The 23,358-nt window shown below is 60.1% G+C and carries 20 protein-coding genes; 9 read left to right on the plus strand and 11 right to left on the minus strand.

Translation table 11 applies throughout. The annotated features are described in order from the left end of the window. The first annotated feature begins 192 nt into the window (after nt 1–192). Genes BLO49_RS14905 through BLO49_RS14915 form a run of 3 tightly spaced genes read left to right on the plus strand, consistent with a single transcriptional unit; the run spans nt 193 to nt 2,388 of the window. On the plus strand, nt 193–1,395 hold the full coding sequence (locus tag BLO49_RS14905; RefSeq protein WP_090650065.1) for a threonine ammonia-lyase: 1,203 nt from the start codon (nt 193–195) through the stop codon (nt 1,393–1,395). 52 nt (nt 1,396–1,447) lie between these two features. Continuing rightward, entirely contained in the window at nt 1,448–1,873 is a 426-nt protein-coding gene (locus BLO49_RS14910; protein ID WP_090650067.1) for an FKBP-type peptidyl-prolyl cis-trans isomerase, read from the plus strand. Next, the gene (locus tag BLO49_RS14915) at nt 1,873–2,388 is read left to right on the plus strand and encodes an FKBP-type peptidyl-prolyl cis-trans isomerase (RefSeq protein WP_090650069.1); all 516 of its coding nucleotides are present in this window, start codon (nt 1,873–1,875) and stop codon (nt 2,386–2,388) included. The genes BLO49_RS14910 and BLO49_RS14915 overlap by 1 nt, the downstream gene beginning before the upstream one ends. Nucleotides 2,389–2,414: 26 nt before the next feature. On the opposite strand, the gene pgi is transcribed toward BLO49_RS14915, so the two are convergent. From pgi to BLO49_RS14940, 5 genes are read right to left on the minus strand one after another with little or no spacing between them, the layout of a single operon-like run. After that, nucleotides 2,415–4,019: a glucose-6-phosphate isomerase gene (gene pgi / locus BLO49_RS14920; RefSeq protein ID WP_090650071.1), complete on the minus strand. Its 1,605-nt coding sequence runs from the start codon at nt 4,017–4,019 to the stop codon at nt 2,415–2,417. Next, nucleotides 4,016–5,008 carry a glycosyltransferase family 2 protein gene (locus tag BLO49_RS14925; protein WP_090650072.1) on the minus strand — a complete coding sequence of 331 codons (993 nt, stop codon included), beginning with the start codon at nt 5,006–5,008 and terminating at the stop codon, nt 4,016–4,018. The genes pgi and BLO49_RS14925 overlap by 4 nt, the downstream gene beginning before the upstream one ends. Next, nucleotides 4,998–6,131 carry a tRNA epoxyqueuosine(34) reductase QueG gene (queG, locus tag BLO49_RS14930; protein WP_090650074.1) on the minus strand — a complete coding sequence of 378 codons (1,134 nt, stop codon included), beginning with the start codon at nt 6,129–6,131 and terminating at the stop codon, nt 4,998–5,000. Before queG ends, BLO49_RS14925 begins: the two co-directional genes overlap by 11 nt. 2 nt (nt 6,132–6,133) lie before the next feature. Continuing rightward, nucleotides 6,134–6,835 (minus strand): FtsZ-binding protein FzlA, encoded by a 702-nt coding sequence (gene fzlA / locus BLO49_RS14935; RefSeq protein ID WP_090650075.1) that lies wholly within the window; start codon nt 6,833–6,835, stop codon nt 6,134–6,136. Nucleotides 6,836–6,878: 43 nt separating this feature from the next. Then, a complete protein-coding gene (locus BLO49_RS14940; protein ID WP_090650077.1) occupies nt 6,879–7,835 on the minus strand; it encodes a cation diffusion facilitator family transporter in 957 nt (318 codons plus the stop codon). A 228-nt stretch (nt 7,836–8,063) separates the two neighbouring features. On the opposite strand from BLO49_RS14940, the gene BLO49_RS14945 reads away from it, so the two are divergent. Then, nucleotides 8,064–9,281 (plus strand): citrate/2-methylcitrate synthase, encoded by a 1,218-nt coding sequence (locus BLO49_RS14945; RefSeq protein ID WP_090650078.1) that lies wholly within the window; start codon nt 8,064–8,066, stop codon nt 9,279–9,281. Between the two features lie 59 nt (nt 9,282–9,340). Beyond that, nucleotides 9,341–10,144: an undecaprenyl-diphosphate phosphatase gene (locus tag BLO49_RS14950; protein WP_090650079.1), complete on the plus strand. Its 804-nt coding sequence runs from the start codon at nt 9,341–9,343 to the stop codon at nt 10,142–10,144. Between the two features lie 125 nt (nt 10,145–10,269). Here the strand turns inward: BLO49_RS14950 and BLO49_RS14955 are convergent, their stop codons facing one another. Continuing rightward, nucleotides 10,270–10,779 (minus strand): L,D-transpeptidase family protein, encoded by a 510-nt coding sequence (locus BLO49_RS14955; RefSeq protein ID WP_090650081.1) that lies wholly within the window; start codon nt 10,777–10,779, stop codon nt 10,270–10,272. 53 nt (nt 10,780–10,832) lie between these two features. On the opposite strand from BLO49_RS14955, the gene BLO49_RS14960 reads away from it, so the two are divergent. From BLO49_RS14960 to BLO49_RS14970, 3 genes are all read left to right on the plus strand, one after another. Then, the gene (locus tag BLO49_RS14960) at nt 10,833–11,519 is read left to right on the plus strand and encodes a response regulator transcription factor (protein WP_023456094.1); all 687 of its coding nucleotides are present in this window, start codon (nt 10,833–10,835) and stop codon (nt 11,517–11,519) included. Between the two features lie 43 nt (nt 11,520–11,562). Then, the gene (locus BLO49_RS14965; RefSeq protein WP_170828350.1) at nt 11,563–12,006 is read left to right on the plus strand and encodes a ribonuclease E inhibitor RraB; all 444 of its coding nucleotides are present in this window, start codon (nt 11,563–11,565) and stop codon (nt 12,004–12,006) included. Nucleotides 12,007–12,129: 123 nt separating this feature from the next. Continuing rightward, nucleotides 12,130–12,660, plus strand: coding sequence for a lipocalin family protein (locus BLO49_RS14970; RefSeq protein ID WP_090650084.1), 531 nt, complete (start codon nt 12,130–12,132; stop codon nt 12,658–12,660). Between the two features lie 123 nt (nt 12,661–12,783). Here the strand turns inward: BLO49_RS14970 and BLO49_RS14975 are convergent, their stop codons facing one another. The 3 genes from BLO49_RS14975 to BLO49_RS14985 form a co-directional block, all read right to left on the minus strand. Then, the gene (locus tag BLO49_RS14975) at nt 12,784–13,203 is read right to left on the minus strand and encodes a hypothetical protein (protein ID WP_090650086.1); all 420 of its coding nucleotides are present in this window, start codon (nt 13,201–13,203) and stop codon (nt 12,784–12,786) included. 35 nt (nt 13,204–13,238) lie between these two features. After that, nucleotides 13,239–14,039 carry an exodeoxyribonuclease III gene (gene xth, locus BLO49_RS14980; protein ID WP_090650087.1) on the minus strand — a complete coding sequence of 267 codons (801 nt, stop codon included), beginning with the start codon at nt 14,037–14,039 and terminating at the stop codon, nt 13,239–13,241. 281 nt (nt 14,040–14,320) lie between these two features. After that, nucleotides 14,321–14,998: a LolA family protein gene (locus BLO49_RS14985; RefSeq protein ID WP_090650089.1), complete on the minus strand. Its 678-nt coding sequence runs from the start codon at nt 14,996–14,998 to the stop codon at nt 14,321–14,323. 196 nt (nt 14,999–15,194) lie between these two features. Between BLO49_RS14985 and galA the strand changes: the two genes are divergently transcribed. Then, nucleotides 15,195–17,654, plus strand: coding sequence for a beta-galactosidase GalA (gene galA, locus BLO49_RS14990; protein ID WP_090650091.1), 2,460 nt, complete (start codon nt 15,195–15,197; stop codon nt 17,652–17,654). Between the two features lie 147 nt (nt 17,655–17,801). On the opposite strand, the gene BLO49_RS14995 is transcribed toward galA, so the two are convergent. Continuing rightward, complete coding sequence (locus BLO49_RS14995) at nt 17,802–20,267, minus strand: FtsK/SpoIIIE family DNA translocase (RefSeq protein WP_090650092.1); 2,466 nt, start codon at nt 20,265–20,267, stop codon at nt 17,802–17,804. Between the two features lie 314 nt (nt 20,268–20,581). Next, a complete protein-coding gene (acnA, locus tag BLO49_RS15000) occupies nt 20,582–23,281 on the minus strand; it encodes an aconitate hydratase AcnA (RefSeq protein WP_090650093.1) in 2,700 nt (899 codons plus the stop codon). Nucleotides 23,282–23,358 lie beyond the last annotated feature (77 nt).

Consider the following 23,358-nt stretch of genomic DNA (forward strand, 5'->3'; position numbering starts at 1 on the left):
TATAGGCTTATAAAACGCTCAATTCAAAACAAGGTATAAACCAGACATGTCATTTTGACATTAAATTTAGTAAATTTCTAAGGCGCGATTTCAAAAATTGAAATTATAATATCATTTGATACTTTTGTTGCATCGCGTGGCATGCATTTTTTCAAAGCCATGCCCCGTCCCCTCTGATAAGGGAGCGCCATTATGACCGTGACCTTCCCAGACATCGAAGCCGCCGCTGAACGCATCAGGGGACATGTGGTGCGCACACCTTGCGCCTTTTCCCAGCGCCTCAGCACCGCGGCGAAAACGAAACTATGGCTCAAGGCGGAAAACCAGCAATATACCTCGGCCTTCAAGGAACGCGGTGCGCTCAACAAGCTGCTGCAACTGAGCGCAGATGAACGCCAGCGCGGTGTCTTCGCGGCCTCCGCCGGCAATCATGCACAAGGGGTGGCCTGGCACGCCCAGCGCCTCGGCATTCCGGCCACTATCGTCATGCCAATCGGCACCCCTTTCGTGAAGGTGGAAAAGACGCGCGGTTATGGCGCCGAGGTCGTCATCGAGGGCCACAGCTATGATGAGGCATCGGTCATCGCGCAGAAGCTCTGCGTCGAAAAAGGCGGGGTCTATGTCCATCCCTTCAATGACGAACAGGTTCTGACCGGCCAGGGCACCCTGGTCATGGAAATGCTGGAAGACGTGCCGGAACTGGACGTCATCCTGGTGCCGATCGGCGGTGGCGGTCTGATCGCCGGCGCCGCCATTGCCGCCAAGGCAATGAAACCGTGGATCAAGATCATCGGCGTCGAAGCGGCCATGTTCCCCTCCTTCACCGCCCGCAGGCGTGGGATGCCTATTCCCATGGGCGGTGCCACCATCGCCGAGGGCATTGCGGTGAAAGAAGTGGGCGATATCTCGTTCAATCTTGCCAATCCGCTGGTCGATGACGTGCTGATCATCGATGAGGCCGATTTCGAGCACGCCATCGCCGCCTTGGCCAATATCGAGAAGACCGTCACCGAAGGCGCCGGCGCCGCGGGTCTCGCTGCCGTCATGCGCTATCCGGAGCGCTTCGAGGGCCTGAATGTCGGTCTAATCCTCTGCGGCGGCAATATCGACCTACGCCTGCTGGCTTCGGTGCTGCAACGCGAACTGGTCCGTGAAAAACGGCTTGTCACCTATCGAATCTTAGGCGACGATCGTCCCGGCATGTTGTCGCGCATGGCCGATGTCATCTCGCAAAAGGGCGGGAATATCGTCGATGTGGCGCATAACCGCCTGGTGCTCGATGTCCCCGCCAAGGGGGCGGAGTTCGACATCATGGTGGAGACGCAAGGCCCGCGTCATGCCTTTGAAATTTCAGAAGCCCTCAGGAGCACAGGCTATGCCCTCCGTATGGATTAAAAAGACTTCAATATTCGCTCTCGCCTTCATTCTCACAGCCTGCGGACAAGCCATGGACAAGACAAACGCCCAAACCATTTCCGAACAGAACCTGCAAAAGGGTCAGGAATTCCTGGCGCAAACCGCCAAGGTGCCGGGTGTCTCGGTGCTCCCTTCCGGCGTGATGTACAAGATCGTATCGCGTTCGCCCAATCCGGGGGCGCAGCCGACCGTGGCCGATAACGTCACCATCAATTATGAGGGCAAGCTGCTTGATGGCTCGGTTTTCGACTCATCCTTCGCCCGTAATGAACCGGCCAATTTCCCGCTCGGCCGTCTGATTTCGGCGTGGCAACAGGTGATCCCACTGATGCATGTCGGTGACGAGATCGTCCTCTACACACCGCCCACCTCGGCCTATGGCGAGCGCGATCTCGGTGAAATCCCGCCCAACTCGACCCTGATCTTCCGTGTGCAACTGCTGGGGATCAACCAGTAATGCGCGTCATCTCGATTGCCGCTCTGGCTGGCTTGCTTACTCTGACGGCGTGCGGTCAATCACCTGATACCGCCGCTCAGCTTGAGGCCATGCAGGCGTCCGCCGATGCCGCTGCGGCGCAGAACCTGAAAGACGGCGAGGCCTATCTGGCCGATATTGCCAAGCAACCGGGCATCATCAAGCTGCCTTCAGGCGTGATGTACAAGATCGTTTCGCGTGCCGCGACGCCGGGCGCTCAGCCGACGATCAACGACACCGTGAAGATCAATTACGAAGGCAAGCTGTTGAACGGCCATGTCTTCGATTCGTCCTATGCCCGCAATCAGCCGGCCGATTTCCCGCTCTCCCGTCTGGTTCCAGCCTGGCAGGAGGTTATTCCGCTGCTGCATGTCGGCGACGAGGTGATGCTCTATACACCACCGAGCCAGGGCTATGGCGAACGCGACATGGGTGAAATCCCGCCCAATTCGACGTTGATCTTCCGGATTCAGTTGCTGGGCGTACAGGGAAAATAGGGGTGTGGGGGCCGCGCCCCCACGTCTTAACCCTTGATGCGCTTAATCAACGCCGTTGTGCTCGGATCATGCGGCGCAATTTCGCTGCCGGTGATATCCTTGAGCACATTGACGCCGAGGGTCTTGCCCAGTTCGACGCCCCACTGATCGAAGCTGTTCAGCCCCATGACAATGCCTTCGACAAAGGTCTTGTGCTCGTACATGGCCAGAAGGGCGCCGAGGGTCTCCGGCGTCAGTTCATTGAGCAGAACGGTGGTCGAGGGCTTGTTGCCAGGGCAGACCTTTTGCGGGGCGATCTGGGCCGTTTTCGCATCGTCGAAGCCGAGCTTGCGGCATTCGGCCTCGGAGGTTTCCAGCGACTTGCCGACCATGAAGGCTTCGCCCTGGGCGATGACGTTCGACAGCAGTTTTTGCTGCATATCGGTCGAGGCTTCGTCATTATGCTGCGCAGCAATTAGTTCCAGCGGCACGATGTCTTCCGACTGGTGCAGCATCTGGAAGAAGGCGTGCTGGGCATTTGTGCCTTCGTCGCCGAAGACGACGGGGCAGGTCTGGGTATCGAGCAATTCACCGGTCGGCGAGGTGCGCTTGCCGTTCGATTCCATTTCCAACTGCTGCAGGAAGGCGGCCAGACGGCGCAGGCGGTGGACATAGGGGATAACGGCGCGGGACGGGCGGTTCAGGCCGATACGGTTATAAAGCTGGGCGGCCGCCAACAGGACGGGTGCATTCTTTTCCAGCGGCGCGGTCAGGAAGTGCTGGTCCATTTCATGCGCACCGGCCAGCAGGCGCTCATAGACGTCGTAACCGGCGGCGATGATGACCGATAGCGACACGGCCGACCACAGCGAATAGCGGCCGCCGACCCAGTCCTTGAAGCCGAAAACGCGGTCGGCGGGGATGCCGTAGGCGCTGGTCTTGTCGGGGGCAGCGGAAACGGCGGCGAGGTGCTTCTTGGCGCCCTCTTCCCCCAGCCCCTTGATCAGCCAGTCGCGCGCGGCCAGGAAATTGGCCAGGGTCTCCTGCGTGGTGAAGGTCTTGGAAACGGCGATGACCAGGGTTTCGGTCGGATCGAGGCCAGCCGTGGCCAAGGCCAGTTCGGAACCATCGACATTGGCGACAAAGCGGATATCGATCTGCGGATTGAGCGGCGTCAGGCCGTGCCAGACCAGACGCGGGCCGAGATCCGAACCGCCGATACCGATATGGATGATGGTCTTGAAGGGCTTGCCGGTAGCGCCGGTGATGGCGCCGGAGCGGATACCGTCGGCGTAAGATCTCATGGCATCGCGGGCGGTCTTGACATCGGACGTGATTTCCGGTCCGCGCAGGCGCAGGTTTTCGGCGTCAGAATCGCGTAGGGCGACATGCAGCACAGCGCGGCCTTCGGAGACATTGATCTCCTGGCCGGTCCACATCTTCTCGCGCGCTTCGGCGATGGCCGATTGCGCCACGGCGGCGATGGCGGTTTCAAAACCCGCTTTCGACCAGCTCTGCTTCGACACATCGACGAAGAGACCGGCGACATCGAGGCTCATCCGCGCGAGGCGGTCCGGATCGGCCGCGAACTGGTCAACAATCTTGAGAGTGGCGTCAGCAGCGGCCTGGGCTTTCAGGGCATCGAGGGTCATGGTCGGCTCCGGTGGTCCATGGTGCGGGAAAGAATTTTGAGCGGACTCCATGTCAAGCTTTTGGCCAGCCGTAAAGCGCTTATTTGCCTGTGTTCCTGAATTGATTTTCGTTGCTTCAGGATTGGTCCCATGCCTGTGAGCGCGGCGAAAATGCCCCGCCAGACCACGCCGCCCTTCCCTTTGAGGGTATCGACCAGGGCAATGAGCAGCGTAAGACCAATATGCAGCGGCAGGCTCGGCAGCAGCAAGGCCAGAGGCATGTTTCTGACATACATCCAGAGGCGATTGCGATAGCCGTGAAAAAGCGCGAAATCGGAGCGCACGCCTAAGCTGGCCGAACCGATATGATCGACCCGCGCCGAGGGCACGAAGACGCAGCTTTCGCCGATCAGCCGGGCGCGGAAACCGAGATCGACATCCTCGCAATAGCAGAAGAAATTTTCGTCGAAACCGCCCAGATACTCGAACAGGTCGCGCCGGATGATGAAGGCGGCGCCGCAGGGCGAAAAGACATGCGCTGGTTTCAGGTTCGGCGGCAGCACCTGCCCCAGGCCGGAGCGATAGGGGAAGCCGAAAAAGGTCAGGGCGTCGCCGGCACCATCCAGCCGGGAGGTATCCTCGGCCTGGAATTGCAGGGAGGTGAACAGGCCGATGGTCGGATAATCGTCAACGGCCTGCTTCATGGCCTTCAGCCAGTCATCGGCCACGAAGGCATCCGGATTAATAAAGCCGAGCCACTGCCCGCGCGCCGCTTTTGCCGCCCGGTTATTGCCCGCGGCATAACCCAGGTTTTCACCGAACGGCATGAAGATCACCGAGGGGAACTGCGCTTGCAGGGCGTCGAAATCCATGGCTTCCGAACCATTGTCGGCATGAATGATTTCAACCGTGCGCCCCAGCGCCGTTAAAGCCTTCAGGCAACGCTCAATAGAGGCTTCGCTGCGGTAACTGAGGGTAATGAGGGTGAATTTCGGCGTGTCACTGGGCATGGCCGCCCTCCCATTCCTTCAGAACATCCGCGTCGGTTTCGCCAGCGACTTTTTGCACCCGCAGGCGCGCAAAGGCTTCCGGTCCAAGGCCCTGCTTCAGGGCCCAGACCGCGGCACCGCGCACGACCGGATTTTCCTCATCAAGGCTGCGTTCCAATACCGCACCTGTCTCCGGATGGCGAGACACACGGAAGTGATTGCCCAGCGCATAATGAACATTACGCAGAAAGGACTCGCGGCCGATCCGCTTGACCGGCGACTTTGAAAACAGCGCCCGAAAGCTCGCATCATCCAGTCCAACCAGGTCGGTCAGTTTCAAACTCTCGAACCCTTCCCGCACCTGAAGCTTAATTTCATGCGTCGCGCTGGCGAACTTGTTCCACGGACAGACGGCAAGGCAGTCGTCGCAGCCATAGATGCGGTTGCCCATGGCGCGGCGATATATTTCAGGCCACGGCCCGCGATATTCGATGGTGAGATAGGACAGGCACTTGCGGGCATCGAGCCGGTAAGGCCCTTCAAAGGCATTGGTCGGGCAGATATCGAGGCAGGCACGGCACGAACCGCAATGGTCGCGCTCCGGTGTATCCTCAGCAATCACCCTATCGAGCAGGATAACACCGAGAAACAGCCACGAACCAAATTCGCGCGACACCAGATTGGTGTGCTTGCCCTGCCAGCCGAGACCGGCCAAGGCCGCCAGCGGCTTTTCCATCAGGGGCGCCGTATCGACAAAGACCTTCAGCTCGCAGCCGATCTGGCCGACAATCCACGTCGCCAGTTGTTTCAACTTCTTCTTGATCAGCTCGTGATAATCGTCGCCGCGGGCATAGACGCTGATACTGGCCGTATCGGTCTCGGCCAGCAAAGCCAGGGGATCGCTGTCGGGACCGTAATTATAACCTAGCACCAGGGCCGACTGCGCCCCGCTCCACATATTGCGCGGATGTTTGCGGCGCTCCAGCGTCTCTTCCATCCACGTCATCTCTCCATGAAAGCCGGCCTCGACAAACACCTGAAGCCGTTCCGATGCCGCCCATACATCGGGTAAGGCTGCGAAACGCGCCGCGCTGAACCCCAAAACATGCGCCTGCTGCCGGATGGAGGCGGCCAGATCGCTCATGATCAGAAGTCGAGTTCTTTATAGTGGGCCGAGGGCGCCACGCCCGGCAGCTTGTCATTGAGCAACGGTCGGAAGCAGGGGCGCGACTTGATCACCATGTACCAGGTCTTGAGGTGCGGGTAGCGTGACCAGTTGATCTCATCGAGATAATCGAGGATCGACAACTGCCCGGCACAGGCGAAATCGGCATAAGAGATGGTGTGTCCCGCCAGCCAGTTGCGCACGGCCAGCAGGCTTTCAAAATAGCGCAGGTGGTCCTTCAGCGCCTCGCGGCCGGCCTTCATGGCGGGGATATCGGGCACGCCGCCGCCCATCAGCCGCTTTTCCATCTTTTCGTGCAGCAGCAAGGCATTGACTTCGAAATCGAACTTGCGCTCGAACCAGCCCACCAGCCGGCGCGCCTCTGCGCGCTCATTGACGTTCTTCGGCCACAGACGGATATCCGGATAGGCTTCTTCGAGATGCTCCATGATGGCGCGATCCTCGCAGATGCGGTGGGTCTGGCCACCGGAGTCCTGTTCAGGTGTTTCCACCAGGATCGGTAACAGGCCGGATGGATTGAGGCGCAAGATCGTGTCATCCGGCTCCCAGTAGCGTACCGGGATTTCCTCGAAGGCCAGCTTCTTTTCACCCAGCGCCAGGCGGACCATGCGCGAATGCGGGTCGAAGGCGAAATGGTAGAGCTGGCGCGAACTGGCGGTCATGGCCCCTCTATGCCTTATTCGCCCCCCGTAAGTCAAAGCCCAGTCAGGCGTCCGCGTCGTGTTCTTCACTGAAAACGCCGGCATGGGCCTCTGCCCGGCCTTTCGGATCGGGATGGATCAGGATATCGGCATTGGGAAAGATATCGAGCAGGCGCTTTTCGGCGGCGATGATGATCTGGTGCGCCGCATCGAGCGACAGGGTCGGCGCCATTTCGACATGGGCCTGGATCTGGATATAGGGGCCGGTCAGCCGCGTGCGCAACTGGTGGACCCCCAACACGCGCTCATCATCGGCAATCAGGCCGGCAATGCGCGCCACCTCGTCATCGCCCAGCGCCTTGTCCATCAGGTGATCGGCGGCCTCCTTCAGCACATTGACCGCGCCCCAGATGAACCAGGCCGCCATCAGAAAGCCAGCCACCGCATCCATGAAACCGAAGCCGAGCGCCGCCAGCACCACGCCCGCCAGGGCCACGCCGTTACTGACCAGATCGGTGACATAGTGCATCCGATCGGCCGAGACCGCCACCGACTGGCTGCTTTTCAGGGCCAGGTTCTGCACGAACACCAGCCCCAGGGTCAGGGCCAGGGACAGGATCAGCACGCCGATAGCCAGGCCGGAGCGCGCGATCGGCTGCGGATTTTGCAGATTATGAATGCACGACTGCATGACCAGCGCGCCCGAAGCAAAGACAAGCCCCGCCTGAAAAAGGGCGCTGAAGGCTTCGGCCTTGCCGTGGCCGAAGGGGTGCTCCTTATCCGGCGGCACCTTGGCGTAACGCACAGCGCCGAAGGTGATCAGGGAGGCCAGCAGATCGAGCCCGGAATCGGCCAGGGAGGCCAGGATGGACTGCGAACCCGACAGGTAAAGCGTCACCCCCTTCATCGCCACCATGACGCAGGCCGTGACGACCGACAGGGTGGTGGCCAGCCGCACCAGGCTGTCCGGTGACAAATTGTGCAGGCCGGGGCCTTTGGCGTGAGGCGGATTGGAAGTCATTGAAATCTGTTAGCACTTCGCCGCCGGTCTGCAAAGCCGCACGATCGCCCGTTTCCCGCCCTGATTTGGCCCGGAAGCCGTCGGAGGCTGGCAGGCGGCGTTACGATGAAAAAACATGTTAACAAATCGTAAATCCACCTTTGACTTTGGCGCAAAGGGTGTAAACCTCGCAATAATCAATCTTGATATTTGCAGTGGTTTTTGTTTCGTTTTTTGAGCAGGTAGACAATGTCACGAGTCTGGATCAGCCGCACCGAGGCGCTCAAGCGCCTCGACGTCAAGCCGCAAACCCTCTATGCCTATGTCAGCCGCCAGCGCATCGCCGCCAAGAGCGACCCCACGCATCCGCGCCTCAGCCTCTATGCGCTTGATGATGTCGAGCGCCTGTCGCGCCGTGCCCCCGGCCGGGTCGCCAGAACAGCCCATGGCGCGCCCCGCCACCACGCCGCCGCCAGTCTTTCCGGCGGCACCATCACGCGCGGCGAAGCGGCCATCGATACCGAAGTCGCCATTACCCTGCACGGCCATCACTATGTCCGCGGCCGCGATCTTGTCACGCTGGCCGAAACGGAAAATTTTGAAAACGTGGCGGCGCTTTTGTGGCGCAGCGACACGCCCAATCCGTTCGGCCCGCTCAAGCCGCGCCCGGATGTCAACTTCCCCGGCGGGCCGCGCACCCGCGTGCTCTCCATGTTGAGCCGCCGACTGGAAGAGGACGCTCTTTCCGAGATCAGGGCCGAACGCGACCTCGGCACCGAGGCGGCCAGCCTGATCAACGAAATGTTCGATTCGGTCACCAATGGCGGGCCGCGCCTGTTTTTCCACCAGCGCCTGGCGCGCGCCTGGAAGGTCTATGACCTGAAGGACGTCGACCTGCTGCGCCGCGCGCTCGTTCTCTCGGCCGATACCAGCCTTGACGAGGCCACCCTGGCCGTGCGCGTCGCCGCCGCCACCATGGGACCGCTGGCCATTCCGCTGATCGCCGGTTTCGCCACCCTGACCAGCCCGAAACTGGGCGGTCGCATTTCGCGGGCGGAATCCTATGTCACCCAGGTGCGCCGCCACGGCAATCCGCTGGCCCTGGCCAAGGCGCTGCTCGAAAAAGGCCATGAGCTGCCCGGCTTCGAAAAAGAACCTTCGCCTTCGGAAACCCTGCGCGCACGCAACCTGATTGAGGCCGCTCCGCACATGGGCGAGGATCTCAAGATGATCCTGCGCGTCGGCGAAGACCTGACCGGCCAGAGCGTCGGCATGTCGCTCGCCCTGGCCCTGATCGGCCGTCACCTGGACCTGCCGCGGGAAGCGCCGATGACGCTCTATGGTCTTGGCCGCAGTGCCGGCTGGCTGGCCCACGCCATCGAACAGATGCAGACCGGCGCTTCGCCGAAGGCGCGCCTGCGTTATATCGGCATCCACCCGGAAGCGACCGAACCGGTTGATGCATGATTTCGATTCACTTGGCGTTTAAAGTGCTCTAAGGATTTCCCGATCATATAGGGGTTTCCATGCACTATTTACTCGCGGCGCTGCTGGGTCTGATCGAAGGGCTCACGGAATTCTTGCCTGTCTCTTCCACGGCGCACTTGTTGATCGCCGAAAAGCTGATGGCGTTCAATGATCCGGGCGGCAATTTCACGGTCATGATCCAGTTGGGCGCGATCCTGGCCGTCGTCGTGCTCTATTTCGCCCGGCTTTGGAAGGCCGTGATCACCCTGCCGACCTCAGCGGACTCACGCCGTTTCGCCATCAGCGTTCTGGTGGCGTTTTTTCCGGCGGTGGTGATTGGCGTCATCGTCAAAAAATCGGGCATCTTGGGCGCCCTGTTTGACAATGTGCCGCTGATCTGCGGCGCCCTGATCGTCGGCGGCGTGGCCTTGTGGGCGGTCGATAAATACGCGCCGAAGCCGGTGCATCATGATTCCGCCAAACTCGACATCAAGACCTCGCTGCTGATCGGCCTGTTCCAGTGCCTGGCCATCATTCCCGGCATGTCGCGTTCGGGCTCGACCCTGATCGGCGCCATGGTGGCAAAGGTGGACAAGACGGCCGGCGCCGAATTTTCCTTCTTCCTCGCCATCCCGACCATGCTGGGCGCCTTCGTGGTCGAATTCGCCGACAGCCACAAGGAACTGACCTCCGATCAATACAGCACCATCGCCATTGGTTTCCTGGTCGCCTTCCTGTCTGCGCTCCTGGTCATCAAGCCTTTCATCAGCTTCGTGCAGAAGCGCGGTTACGGCTTCTTTGCCCTGTGGCGGGTCGTGGTCGGCGTCGGCGGACTGGTGTGGTGGTTCGGCTTCGCGCACTAAACTAATGGGGTTTGGGGCCTGCGGCCCCAAGTCTTTTCCCTTTAATAAAAAAGCCTCGCCCTTTTCGGGCGGGGCTTTTTTATTAAATCGAAGATGTGGGGTCACGGACCCCAAACCCCATAAGTTCACGCACAAATCTCGACCGCATCACCCAGTCGGGCTGCCCGCAGAAAGTCCAGCATGTCCGGCAGGGCCACAGCGACACACCCCTCGGTGCCGGAATAATCTTCGCGCGCCAGGTGCATGAAAATGGCAGACCCCATACCAGGCACCGGCGGGTCATCATTATGCCCCAGTACCAAGATCACATCATAAACATGATCATCCCGCCAAAGCTTTTCATGGCCAGGCGCAAAGGGCAGCTTCACATGGCGATTGTAAAATTCAGAGGACGGATCGTCGCACCAGCCATCATCCGGCGACAAAGGCACCAATTCCAAAGTCGTTTCCGGGGGCGCTAGGCGGTCCGGACGATAGAAAACATAGCGAATCGGCCAGATTCCCAGCGGAGAGGCGCCATCTCCCTCTCTTTTATCGCCCGCGGGGCGAACGCCCCCTTTCCCAATAGCGCAACGCACACTATGTTCGTTGATATGGAATTGGCCAGCGGCGGCGGCACTAAACTTATTGATCATTTATTTGTCATCGCGGCTTAATCTGATAACGACAAGACTTAAAGTACAGGATCATGGTGCAACAAAAAACCCTGCTGATCGTCGATGACGATGATGAACTGCGCGAAGCCCTGGCGGAACAGCTCGAACTTCATGAAGAATTCAAGGTTATCCAGGCGTCAAACGGCACCGAGGGCCTCAAGCTGGGCAAGAGCGTCAATGCCGACCTGATCCTGCTCGATGTCGACCTGCCCGACATGGACGGCCGAGAAGCCTGCCGCCTGCTGCGCAAGGGCGGGCTGACCACACCGGTGATCATGCTGACCGGCCAGACTTCGGATTCCGATACGATTCTGGGGCTCGATGCCGGGGCAAACGATTACGTCACCAAGCCCTTCCGTTTTGCCGTGCTGCTGGCGCGTATCCGTGCCCAGGTCCGTTCGCACGAAACCAGCGAGGACGCCACCTTCCGTATCGGGCCATATGAATTCAAGCCGGCGCTGAAAGTGCTGGTCGACCAGACGCAGAAGAAGACGCGCCTGACCGAAAAAGAGACCAATATCCTGAAGTACCTCTATCGCGCCGGTGGCAAGCCGATCACCCGTGAGGAGCTGCTGACCGAGGTCTGGGGCTATAATGCCGGCGTCACCACCCACACGCTGGAAACCCACGTCTACCGCCTGCGCCAGAAGATCGAACCCGATCCGGCCAATGCCCGCCTGCTGATGACGGATGCCGGTGGGTACAGGCTACAATTTTAGTAGGGCCACAGGCCCTGCACCCATTTGTTTGAGGGGAACAAAATTGGACGGCTTAATTCTGCGAATTATGGCGGTCGTTGGTTTGGCTGGCGGGGTGAATGCGCCGAGTCAAAACAATCCCGTATGGGCTGATAATCAGTCGTCAGTGACTTTGGGAAGCGCAACAACGGATGCCGATGAAGCGGATCGATCGGTTATTGCCCAATTGAAGGCTCAAGGCTCGGATACAACCAAACCGACTGACGTCATTTTCTATCTTATTTTCCCGACCCAAGCACACGCCGAAGCGCTTAGAGATTCAATCTCAGCAATGGGATTCAATGTCGATATTCATCAACTTGATGGGTATAGCGAATGGACGCTGGCAGCAAATAAAACACTGGTTCCCAGTGAAACGAATATACTGCCCCTAAGTCATAAATTTGAAGCTATGGCCCTATCAGAGGACGGAGAATATGACGGATGGGAAGCTGCGCTGCTTAAATAGTCTGCCTTTCGGACGAAATTGAACTCTGCAAAGGCTGGCGCTGCGAAACGTCGGCTTTAATGTGTGTGATCCGATCCGGTTGGCCAGCGTATGTTGTTAAGGGCGGCAACCAAAGGATTTCGCATGTTTCTGAAACTCGCCATGGCCAGCGCAGTCAGCGCCCTGCTTTTATCCGCCTGCGCCTCCATGCCCTCCAGTGCACAGGCGCCCCAGACGGTGGCAATCCCTTTAAGCCACTACAGCGGCACCTGGCTGGAGATCGCCCGCCGACCAATGTGGCTGACCAATGGCTGCGTGGCGGGTTATACGACCTATAGCACCGGCGCCAAGCCGAATGAGATCGCGGTCGAAGACGGCTGCCACAAGGATACACCAACCGGAAAACTAAAGACGATCCGGGCGCGCGGCGTGCTGACGGATGCGGGCGGCGACAATGCCAGACTGGAAGCGCACTATCCCTTCTTCATTACATGGAATTACTGGGTGCTTTATGAATCACCCGACCATGACTGGTTCATCAGCGCCGATCCGAAGATGAAAAACCTATGGATCTACAGCCGCACCGTGCCGTCTCCGGAAGCCCGCGCTGTCATGGTCGCCAAGGCCAAAGAACTGGGCTATGATGTCACTAAGCTGGAGTTTCCGGCCTTTTAGGCCAGCTCTATTAGACCAGCACATGCAGGCGATTATTGAATATATTGTCGTTGCGATTATCGCGGCCACGGTCCTGATCCGGGTGATTGCCCTGGTGGTATTCAGCCGCAAGAACAGGCGCCGCTAAACCTCTTCTGCATCGACATACCAGACGAACCAGATGGCGTCTTCCAACGTGCCGCCGCTCTCAATAAAGCGCGCTACCGGTTCCGGAAATGCCTCTTTGATCTCCCTGGCAAAATTGAATTCTGCCTTGAGCAGTTGCAAATCCTGCAAGGCGACATTGGCTGCCATCTCGACCTGGGCGTCCCAGGGCAGGATCGGCGGGATCAACTGACAGGCATCGATCTGCACCCAGTCGCATTCGCCGATGGCATCGGGTGTGCGGATTTGCAGTTGGCCGCCGATATTGCGCAGGCCCAGGGCGCGCGCCGCCTCAATCACTTCCGGTAGGTCGATAATGCGCCAGGCATATTCGTTATGACGGAAATCGGCCTTGGCCAAGGTATCCGCCGGCAGGCGGCTTTCAATCGGTTCACTCATGCGGGTCTCGTCTGGCAGGGCCCTGCCCCCGCCAATTAGATGTCAAAAATGGTCTGGATCGGCGCGTGATCGGAGGGCCGCTCCCATTCGCGCACGGTGTCGTGGATCTTGGCGGTGATATCGCCCCTGACCTTCGCCATCAGCCCCGGATTGAGCAGGATGTGATCGAGGCGCAGGCCGCGATTGCTTTTGCGGAAGTCTGCCGCACGATAGCTCCACCAGGTAAATATTTTCTGCGGATCAGGATAGGTGACGCGGAAGGGATCGTGAAACTCACCGGCCTGCATCAGCTTGCCGAAGGTTTCGATCTCGATCGGCGTATGGCTGACCACGCGCAGCATCTGGCGGTGGCTCCACACATCGAACTCACCCGGCGCGATATTGAGATCGCCACAGATCAGCAGGGGCTTATCCGGACCGCGCCGCTCCAGATCTTCGATCAGGCGCTCATAGAAGGTTAGCTTGTGATCAAATTTGTCATTGCCCTCACGGTCGGGGAAATCGCCGCCGGCCGGGATATAGAAGTTCCAGATATCCACGCCATCAATCCGTATGCCCTGGGCGCGGGCCTCGCCGCGGCGGCAGAAGGCCGGCGCCGGCAGGGTCTCGAACGGGATTTTCGACACCAGCGCCACGCCATGCCAACCCTTTTGACCGGCAATATGGATATGGCTGTAGCCCAGCGCCTCGAATGCCTCACGGGGGAACTCGTGCTCCTGGCACTTGATTTCCTGCATACACAGGATGTCGACATCGGCATCTCTCAGGAACTGTTCGATCTGTGGCAAGCGCAGACGAACGGAATTGACGTTCCACGAGACAAGGCTAAGGCGCATAAGGGAACAACTCTCAGAAACTCTAATGCCGGAGGCATTGGCAAGGGCGCCCGCCCGCCGGCGCTGATGCACCAAGCCCCGCGGCGCCTGAGCGGAAAAAAGCACAAAAAAAACCGATCCGCGCTGACGGATCGGTTTAAAGATTTGGCACATAACACGAAGAGAAAAAAGGGAAAACGCACACCTGGAAGTCCAGGTCGGGAGATAATCCGCCGTTCCATCTCCATGTGTTCAAAATAACACTCTTGCCAAAAATACACAAGAAAAAAGTGAAAAAGGCGTTATTTTTTCTTCTGCGGCTTATTTAACACAAATAAATCAGCCTTTTGCGCCGAATCGCGGCTGAAACTGGTCAGTTTAAGGTTCGTGGCGCGGTTTTGCGCATCGGTAATCGTCCACTCACGCAGGGCCAGCGCGCCGTTTGGCGCCTGGTCGAAGCCCAGCACCACCGAGCCTTCCACCGATTTGCGGCGGTCGCGCGCCTTCAGCGTAAAGCCTTGCGCATTGGAGCTGACGGCCGTCACGATCACGCCCTGGTCGAAGCGAATCTGACGGGCGAGGAACAGCGACAGGGGCGTTTCCGACAGCGGATACTGATCGAAGGATTGCAGACGCGGATCCCACATGCTGACCGTCTTGCCGTTGGAAACGATCAGCAGAGAGGTCGGCGCATCATATTCAAAGCGCATCTTGCCGGGACGGGCCAGATACCAGTTACCCGTGCTTTTGCGTCCGCGATAATCGGTCTGCTCGAAGCGGCCGTGGGCCGTGCCGAGCGCCTGCAGATAGGCCGTGGCGCTGGCGATACGCGCCTTATCGGCGGCATTGAAACTGGGGGGCGAAATCAGGCCGCTGAACTGGTTCTTGTTGCCCTGAGCCAGGGCCGGTGTAATGGCGGGCGCGGTGACAAGGGCGGCGGCGAGGCCAGCCAGCAGGATACGTTTGGTCAAATCGGTCATGGTCTACCCATAAAAGCAAAATTCGTAAAAATCCAATGCCTTCAGGAAACATCTCAAGGCGTCATTTTTACGACCTTAAACAGGATGCGCTGAACCCGGCGTGAATGCGACCGTTAGGCTAAAATCGTATACTTTATGCTTGTGTGGCGTGGCAAAAGTCGGCTTAAATGGAGTCGGTTTTCGAAGGATTGATCTCATGGTCGAAGTGCATCGTCGTCATCTGCTGCAAGGCGCAGCCGTCTTAAGCGTTGGCCTGGGTGCCGAAATGGCGGCACAGCCGGCTTTGGCAGGTATCCTCCCTGGGCCGGCCGACCTGGCGCCGCGCCAGCGCATCCGTTTTGATGAGGACTGGCGTTTCGCCTTTGGGCACGCTTCAGATGTCAACCGTGATTTCGGCTTCGGCGCCTATCAGTATACTCACGCCAAGCAGGGACTTTCGGGCGTTACCGCCGCCGAGCCGGATTATGACGACAGTACTTGGCGCCAGGTCAGCCTGCCGCATGATTGGGCGGTCGAGCTGCCTTTCGTCAATAACGATACCTACACCCTGCCGGCGCCGGATAAGCGCCGTGAATATGAAGAGGATGAAGCGGCGGCGCATGGCTACAAGCCTGTGGGCCGCAAATATCCGGAAACCAGTATCGGCTGGTATCGGAAGGTGCTCAGGCTGGAAAAGGGTGACGAACAAAAGCGTCTGACCCTGGAATTCGATGGTGTCTTCCGCGATTCCATCGTCATCCTCAATGGCTATATCCTGAATCGGCACGAGAGCGGCTATACGCCCTTCGAAGTCGATATCAGCAACTTCATCAATACCGACGACAAGCCGAATATCCTGCTGGTGCGGGTGGATGCCTCGTATGGCGAGGGCTGGTTCTATGAAGGCGCCGGCATTTACCGTCATGTCTGGCTGGTCAAGACGGCGCGGACCTATGTGCCGCAGTGGGGCACCTTTATCAAATCGGATATTTCCGGCGCGGTCGATATCGAGACGCGCATCGTCAATGGCACCGATACGGCGAAAACGGTGACACTGGTTTCGACCATAAGCGACGCCGACGGCAAGGTAGTAGCACGACTGGAAACGCCGGTGGAACTGGCGGCGCAGGACGAACAAACGGCCAACCAGACCACCAAACTGGCCTCACCGCGCCTGTGGGGGTTGAAAGACCCGCATCTGTACAGCGTCCGTACCGAGATTATGGAAAGCGGCGCGGTGGTGGATGTTTTCGCCAGCACGTTCGGTATCCGCGAGGTGGTATTCAAGGTCGATGGCTTTTTCCTCAATGGCGAGGCCATGAAGATCAAGGGCACCAACAACCACCAGGATCACGCCGGCGTCGGCTCGGCCATTCCCGATGGCCTGCATGTCTGGCGCTTGCAGCAATTGAAGGAAATGGGCTCGAACGCCTATCGCTCGTCGCATAATCCGGCGACGCCGGAAGTTCTGGAAGCCTGCGACCGGCTGGGCATATTGGTGCTCGACGAAAACCGCCTGATGACCTCGGCGCCGGAAGGCATGTATGAACTGGAAGCCCTGATCCGGCGCGGGCGCAACCACCCCTCCATCATCCTGTGGTCGATCGGTAATGAAGAGCCCCAACAGGGCACGGAACGCGGTGCTAAGATCGCTCGTGATATGCGCCGGCTGATCAAGAAACTGGACCCGACGCGGCCGGTGACAGCCGCCATGAACAATGGCCAAGGCTTTGGCATCACCGAGAGCCTGGATGTGCTGGGCGTCAACTATTACGTCACGCGGCTGGGGCCGGTGCGCGAAAAATACCCGAACCTGCCGGTAGTCGGCACGGAAACGGCCTCGACACTATGCACGCGTGGCGAATATGAGCGCTCGGAGACGAAACTCTATGTGCCGGCCTATGATGTCACCGCGCCGAAATGGGGACACACGGCGGAAAACTGGTGGCCGCTCTATGACAAGACGCCGAACCTGCTGGGCGGCTTTGTCTGGACCGGTTTCGATTACCGCGGCGAGCCGACGCCCTTCAACTGGTGGCCGTCGGTCACCTCGCATTTCGGCATCATGGACCTGTGCGGCTTCCCGAAGGATAATTTCTGGTATTATCAGGCGTGGTGGTCCGACAAGCCGGTGCTGCATCTTTTCCCGCACTGGAACTGGGAGCCGGGCAAGGATGTCTCCGTCTGGGTCCATTCCAACTGCGAGGCGGTGGAACTGTTCGTCAACGGCAAGTCACAGGGCCGCAAGGACGTGGCTAAGGATTATCACCTGGAATGGACCGTGCCCTTTGTCCCAGGCAAAATCACGGCCTATGGCTATCGGGGTGGCAAGGTGACCATGAAGGCCGAGCGCGTGACGGCCGGTGGCGCGGCAAAAGTCGTTCTGACCTCCGAGCGGGTGGACGATATAGCCGTGTTGAAGGCCGAAGTGTTCGACAAGGCGGGCGTGGCGGTGCCCAAGGCGGACAACCTGATCTTTTTCGATGTCGAAGGGCCTGCGGAAGTGATCGGTGTCGGCAATGGCAACCCCACCAGCCACGAACCGGACAAGGCACTTTACCGCAAGGCGTTCAATGGTCTGGCGCAGGCGATTGTGCAGGTAAAAGGTACGGGATCGGTGACGATTACCGCGCGTTCGGAAGGGCTGATTTCGGGGCGAGTGGTTTTAAAAGCTTAAGGTCGCCCCCTCCGTCAGCGACACCAGCCCTGCGGGCTTCGCGCTGCCACCTCCCCCGCTTCGCCAAGAGGCTCGCAAGGGAGGAGAAAGGGCGCCGATGCTGCAACTCGCACTGTAGCGATTCCGGGTTAAGGGTGCTTCGCACCCTTAGTGGCCGGGAGGCGGGCCGACCAGGATGTCGCGCTTGCCGACATGGTTGGCGGGACCGACCACGCCTTCCATTTCCATCTTTTCCATCAGCGAGGCGGCGCGGTTATAGCCAATCTGGAGCTTGCGCTGGATGTAGGAGGTGGACGCCTTGCGGTCGAAGGTGACGAAATAGACGGCCTTGTCGTAAAGGTCGTCGCCGGAGCCGCCGCCTTCACCGCCCATGCCGCCTTCGGAGCCGCCCTCTTCATCGCCGCCATAGGTGACGTCTTCGAGATATTGCGGCGCGCCCTGATCGCGCAGGAATTGCGCCACGGCCTCGACTTCCTCGTCGGAAACGAACGGGCCGTGCAGGCGGGTGATGCGGCCGCCACCGGCCATATAGAGCATGTCGCCCTGACCGAGGAGCTGTTCGGCGCCCTGTTCGCCCAGGATGGTGCGGGAGTCGATCTTGGAGGTGACCTGGAAGGAAATCCGGGTCGGGAAGTTGGCCTTGATCGTGCCGGTGATGACGTCGACCGACGGGCGCTGGGTGGCCATGATCAGGTGGATGCCGGCGGCGCGGGCCATCTGGGCCAGACGCTGCACGGCGCCTTCGATATCCTTGCCGGCCACCATCATCAGGTCGGCCACCTCGTCGATGATGACGACGATATAGGGCATGGGCTCGGGCACCATTTCGTCGAACTCGTAGATCGGCTGGCCCGTCTCGTCGAAGCCGGTCTGCACCTTGCGGACGAAGTTCTTGCCTTCGGCAGCGGTGGCGCGGGCGCGTTCGTTGAAATTGCTGATATTGCGCACGCCGACCTTGGACATGCGGCGGTAGCGGTCTTCCATCTCCTTGACGGTCCATTTCAGCGCCACAACGGCCTTTTTCGGATCGGTGACGACCGGGGCCAGCAGGTGCGGAATGCCGTCATATACACTGAGTTCCAGCATCTTCGGATCGATCATGATGAACTTGCACTGTTCGGGATCGAGGCGGTAGAGGATCGACAGGATCATGGCGTTGACGCCGACCGACTTACCCGAACCGGTTGTGCCGGCGATCAGGAGGTGGGGCATCTTGGCCAGGTCGGTGACATAGGGATCGCCGCCGATATTTTCGCCCAGCACCATCGGCAGGGTGTGTCCGGCTTTCTCGAATTCGGCCGAAGCCAGCATGTCGCGCAGATAGACGGTTTCGCGCACCTGATTGGGCAGTTCGATACCGATGGCGTTACGGCCCTGAACGATGGAGACGCGGCAGGAACGGGCCGACATGTTGCGCGCGATATCGTCGGCCAGGGCCACGACACGGGCGCCTTTCACGCCGGCGGCCGGGGCCAGTTCATAGAGGGTGACGACCGGGCCGGGGCGGATCTGGTCGATAACACCACGCACACCGAACTCTGCCAGCACGCTTTCCAGCATCCGGGCGTTTTGGCGCAAGCTATCTTCATCGAAGCTGTGGTTGCGCGCCTTGGGCTTGGCCAGGATAGACAATTCCGGCAGGCGGAAATTACTCGGGCGCAGGAAGTCGAACACCGGCTGCTTTTCAGCCTCGGCGCGCGGCGATGGCTTTATGGGCTTTATATCCGAAACCGGCGTCTCCATCGAATCGAGGAAGTCCGGGTCTTCGTATGGGCTCATCTCGTCATCGAGCGGCGGCAGTGCGCCGGTACGGGCCGTATTGGGTGAGATGCGCGGGGCGAAGGCGGGGGCGGCGGCCTCTTCCACCGGCGCCTCGAAGGTCTCTTCGTCGATGGCCACCTTCACCTTGGGGGCGCGCCTGACCTTGGCGACCACGGCCTCGCCGGTGCCGGTGGCGACGCGGCCGACACCCATGGCCGACATACCTTTTTGCGCCAATCCGCCCAGCACGCCGGAGAGATGCAGGTAGTGGCCCATGTTCAGGCTCAGGGCCTTGTTGAAGCCCAGAAGCGCCACGCCGGCATAGATCAGGCTGGCGATAATATCGCCGCCGGGCAGGTGCATGAAATCGAAGATCGATTTCAGCAGATTGTGGATGCCAGATCCCCAGAAACCGCCCAGGCTCTGTTTCAGAACCGGGTCATCGGAGGTCATGATCGGGGCGATGGCGGCGCTCAAAGCCAGCACGAACAGGGTGGCCCACAGGGCATGTAGGCGCAGCTTCAGGCGCGTCTGGTCCGGATCAGCATGGAAGGTGCGCAGCAGGCCGAAATAAATCATCAGGGCGGCGGCGGGCCAGGCGGCCAGGCCAATCGACTGGCTGCCGATATCGGCGATCATGGCGCCGAAGGAGCCCAGGGCATTCTGGATATCGCCATGACCGGCCGTATTCAGGCTGGAGTCTTCGGCATGATAGGTGGCCAGGGCGATAAAGAAGGAAAAGCCGGCCAGGGCCGTGAACGCGCCGCGCAGACGGGCCATAAGCGGCGATTGCCACATGGCGCGCATATGGGTTTCGACGGCGTTCCAAACGGTCATGGTCAGGCTGGACATGTGTACTCGTAGAGCGGCTTTAAACGGGGAATTCAGCCTGAACAGATGCCACAGAAAGGGTTAATAGCGGTTTACCATGTCGGGTTTTGCGGCCTTAAAAGTAAGAAACCCCACCACCAACGCGCAAGCGCGCGTTGGTCCCATGGCTTGCGAAAGCTATACTTTCGCTGGCGCCAAACCCCAAACAAGTTGGGGAGGTACAAGAGGCGCCGCGTTCACTGTCGAAGTGCGGGTGCAGGGCCATTATGGCCCTGCAAAGAAAAAGCCCTCCGACCTTTTGGCCGGAGGGCTTTTTCTTTTAGATGGCGCTTAATCTACTCAGCAGCTTCGGCAACGCCGCGGGCCAGGTTACGCAGGACGTACGGCATGACACCGCCGTTCTTGTAGTATTCCAGTTCGGTCGGCGTATCGATGCGGCAGCGGACCGGGAAGCGGGCCACCTTGCCGTCCGAGGCGCGGAACAGCTCAACGATCAGTTCCTGACGCGGGCTGAGGTTTTCCAGGCCGCGGATGGTGACAATCTCTTCACCGGTCAGGCCGAGCTTGGCCCAACCATCGACCTTGAACTGGAGCGGCAGCACGCCCATGCCGACCAGGTTCGAGCGGTGGATGCGCTCGAACGATTCAGCGATGACGGCGCGGACGCCCAGCAGCTTGGTGCCCTTGGCAGCCCAGTCACGCGACGAACCGGTGCCGTATTCCTTGCCGGCGAAGACAACCAGGTTGCGGCCTTCCGACTGGTAACGCATGGCGGCGTCATAGATCGGCATGACATCGCCGGACGGGAAGTGCTTGGTCACGCCGCCTTCGATTTCCGGGGTCATCTTGTTACGGATGCGGATATTGGCGAAGGTGCCGCGCATCATGACTTCATGGTTGCCGCGGCGGGCGCCGTAACCGTTGAATTCCGAGACGGGGACGCCACGGTCGATCAGGTACTTGCCGGCCGGCGAAGCAGCCTTGAAGGAACCGGCGGGCGAAATGTGGTCGGTGGTGATCGAGTCACCGAAGACGCCGAGCACGCGAGCTTCGACGATATCGGTCACCTTGTCCGGCGTCATGGTCATGCCGTCGAAATAGGGCGGGTTGGCGACATAGGTCGAGGCCTCGTCCCAGCCATAGGTCTGGCCACCGGCCACCGGGATGGCCTGCCAGTGCTTGTCGCCCTTGAAGACGTCGGAATAACGGCTGGCGAACATGGCGTTGGTGACATGCTTGCGCTGCATGTCGGTGACTTCCTGCGTCGTCGGCCAGATGTCCTTGAGATAAACGTCCTGACCGTCCGAACCGGTGCCGATCGCGTCCTTGGTCAGGTCGATGTTCAGCGAGCCGGCGATGGCATAGGCCACGACCAGCGGCGGCGAAGCCAGGTAGTTGGCGCGGACATCGGGGTTGACGCGGCCTTCGAAGTTACGGTTGCCGGAGAGCACCGAGGCGGCGACCAGATCGCCCGAATTGACGGCGGCCGAGATGGCTTCCGGCAGCGGGCCTGAGTTACCGATACAGGTGGTGCAGCCGTAACCGACGAGGTTGAAGCCCATAGCGTCGAGGTCTTCGGTCAGGCCGGCCGAGTTCAGGTAATCGGTGACGACCTGCGAGCCGGGGGCCAGCGAGGTCTTGACCCACGGCTTGACCTTCAGGCCCAGGGCGCGCGCCTTGCGGGCCACGAGACCGGCGGCGATCAGGACCGAAGGGTTCGAGGTGTTGGTGCAGGAGGTGATGGCGGCGATCACCACATCGCCGTGGCCGACGGTGAAGTCGGCACCTTCGACCGGGACGCGCTTCGATTCGTCACCGGCCTTGCCGAACTCGCCTTGCAGGGCCGAGGTGAAGGCGGTGGCGGCGTCGGAGAGCAGGACGCGGTCTTGCGGGCGCTTCGGACCGGCCAGCGACGGCAGGACCGAGCCGAGGTCGAGTTCGAGCGTGTCGGTGAAGACCGGCTCGTGGCCGGGCTCCAGCCACAGGCCTTGCGCCTTGGCATAGGCTTCGACCAGGGCGACGCGTTCCGGCGTGCGGCCGGTTTCGGCCAGGTAGTTGATGGTCGGCTGCGAGATCGGGAAGAAGCCGCAGGTGGCGCCGTATTCCGGGGCCATGTTGGCGATGGTGGCCTGGTCTTCCAGGGTCAGGTTGGCGATGCCGTCGCCGTAATATTCGACGAACTTGCCGACGACGCCCTTCTTGCGCAGCATCTGGGTGACGGTCAGCACCAGGTCGGTGGCGGTGGCGCCTTCCGGCAGCTTGCCGGTCAGCTTGAAGCCGATAACTTCCGGGATCAGCATGGGGATCGGCTGGCCGAGCATGGCGGCTTCGGCCTCGATGCCGCCGACGCCCCAGCCGAGGACCGACAGGCCGTTGACCATGGTGGTGTGCGAGTCGGTGCCGACCACGGTGTCCGGATAGGCCACTTCACCGCCATCAGCGACGTTGGTCCAGACGGTCTGGGCCAGGTATTCCAGGTTCACCTGGTGGCAGATGCCGGTGCCGGGAGGCACGACGCGGAAGTTGTTGAAGGCCGAGGAACCCCAGCGCAGGAAGTTGTAGCGCTCGATATTGCGCTCATATTCACGATCGACGTTGCGGGTGAAGCTGTCTCCGTGGCCGAAATAGTCGACCATGACCGAGTGGTCGATCACGAGGTCGACGGGGTTCAGCGGGTTGATCTTCGCCGGATCGGCGCCGAGCTTGACCATGGCGTCGCGCATGGCGGCCAGGTCGACGACGGCCGGAACGCCAGTGAAATCCTGCATCAGCACGCGGGCCGGGCGGAAGGAGATTTCGTGTTCGACGGCGCCCTTGTTCTTGACCCAGGCGGCCATGGCGCGGATGTCGTCAGCCTTGACGGTGTCGCCGTCTTCGTTGCGGAGGAGATTTTCCAGCAACACCTTCAGCGAGGCGGGGAGCTGTGAGACGCCTTCGAGGCCATTGGCTTCGGCGGCTTTCAGATCGTAGTAGGTGTAGGTTTTGTCGCCGACCTTGAGTTCGGCTTTTGACTTGAACGAGTCAACGGAAGACATTTACGCGGTGTCCTTTTCAGGTTAGCCCGCCCAGTCGCCACGATGGCAAACTGTAATTCAAGAATGCGCGTGCCTAA

The organism is Asticcacaulis taihuensis, assembly GCF_900100255.1.
In the GTDB taxonomy this organism is placed as follows: Bacteria; Pseudomonadota; Alphaproteobacteria; order Caulobacterales; family Caulobacteraceae; genus Asticcacaulis; species Asticcacaulis taihuensis.

Coding starts and splice junctions, on each gene's coding strand:
- BLO49_RS14925 (WP_090650072.1), bottom strand. CDS start 5,008: ATGCCCAGTGACACGCCGAAATTCACCCTCATTACCCTCAGTTACCGC.
- BLO49_RS14940 (WP_090650077.1), bottom strand. CDS start 7,835: ATGACTTCCAATCCGCCTCACGCCAAAGGCCCCGGCCTGCACAATTTG.
- galA (WP_090650091.1), top strand. CDS start 15,195: ATGGTCGAAGTGCATCGTCGTCATCTGCTGCAAGGCGCAGCCGTCTTA.
- BLO49_RS14950 (WP_090650079.1), top strand. CDS start 9,341: ATGCACTATTTACTCGCGGCGCTGCTGGGTCTGATCGAAGGGCTCACG.
- BLO49_RS14975 (WP_090650086.1), bottom strand. CDS start 13,203: ATGAGTGAACCGATTGAAAGCCGCCTGCCGGCGGATACCTTGGCCAAG.
- BLO49_RS14955 (WP_090650081.1), bottom strand. CDS start 10,779: ATGATCAATAAGTTTAGTGCCGCCGCCGCTGGCCAATTCCATATCAAC.
- queG (WP_090650074.1), bottom strand. CDS start 6,131: ATGAGCGATCTGGCCGCCTCCATCCGGCAGCAGGCGCATGTTTTGGGG.
- BLO49_RS14905 (WP_090650065.1), top strand. CDS start 193: ATGACCGTGACCTTCCCAGACATCGAAGCCGCCGCTGAACGCATCAGG.
- BLO49_RS14910 (WP_090650067.1), top strand. CDS start 1,448: ATGGACAAGACAAACGCCCAAACCATTTCCGAACAGAACCTGCAAAAG.
- acnA (WP_090650093.1), bottom strand. CDS start 23,281: ATGTCTTCCGTTGACTCGTTCAAGTCAAAAGCCGAACTCAAGGTCGGC.
- fzlA (WP_090650075.1), bottom strand. CDS start 6,835: ATGACCGCCAGTTCGCGCCAGCTCTACCATTTCGCCTTCGACCCGCAT.
- BLO49_RS14995 (WP_090650092.1), bottom strand. CDS start 20,267: ATGTCCAGCCTGACCATGACCGTTTGGAACGCCGTCGAAACCCATATG.
- xth (WP_090650087.1), bottom strand. CDS start 14,039: ATGCGCCTTAGCCTTGTCTCGTGGAACGTCAATTCCGTTCGTCTGCGC.
- BLO49_RS14915 (WP_090650069.1), top strand. CDS start 1,873: ATGCGCGTCATCTCGATTGCCGCTCTGGCTGGCTTGCTTACTCTGACG.
- BLO49_RS14960 (WP_023456094.1), top strand. CDS start 10,833: ATGGTGCAACAAAAAACCCTGCTGATCGTCGATGACGATGATGAACTG.
- BLO49_RS14985 (WP_090650089.1), bottom strand. CDS start 14,998: ATGACCGATTTGACCAAACGTATCCTGCTGGCTGGCCTCGCCGCCGCC.
- pgi (WP_090650071.1), bottom strand. CDS start 4,019: ATGACCCTCGATGCCCTGAAAGCCCAGGCCGCTGCTGACGCCACTCTC.
- BLO49_RS14945 (WP_090650078.1), top strand. CDS start 8,064: ATGTCACGAGTCTGGATCAGCCGCACCGAGGCGCTCAAGCGCCTCGAC.
- BLO49_RS14970 (WP_090650084.1), top strand. CDS start 12,130: ATGTTTCTGAAACTCGCCATGGCCAGCGCAGTCAGCGCCCTGCTTTTA.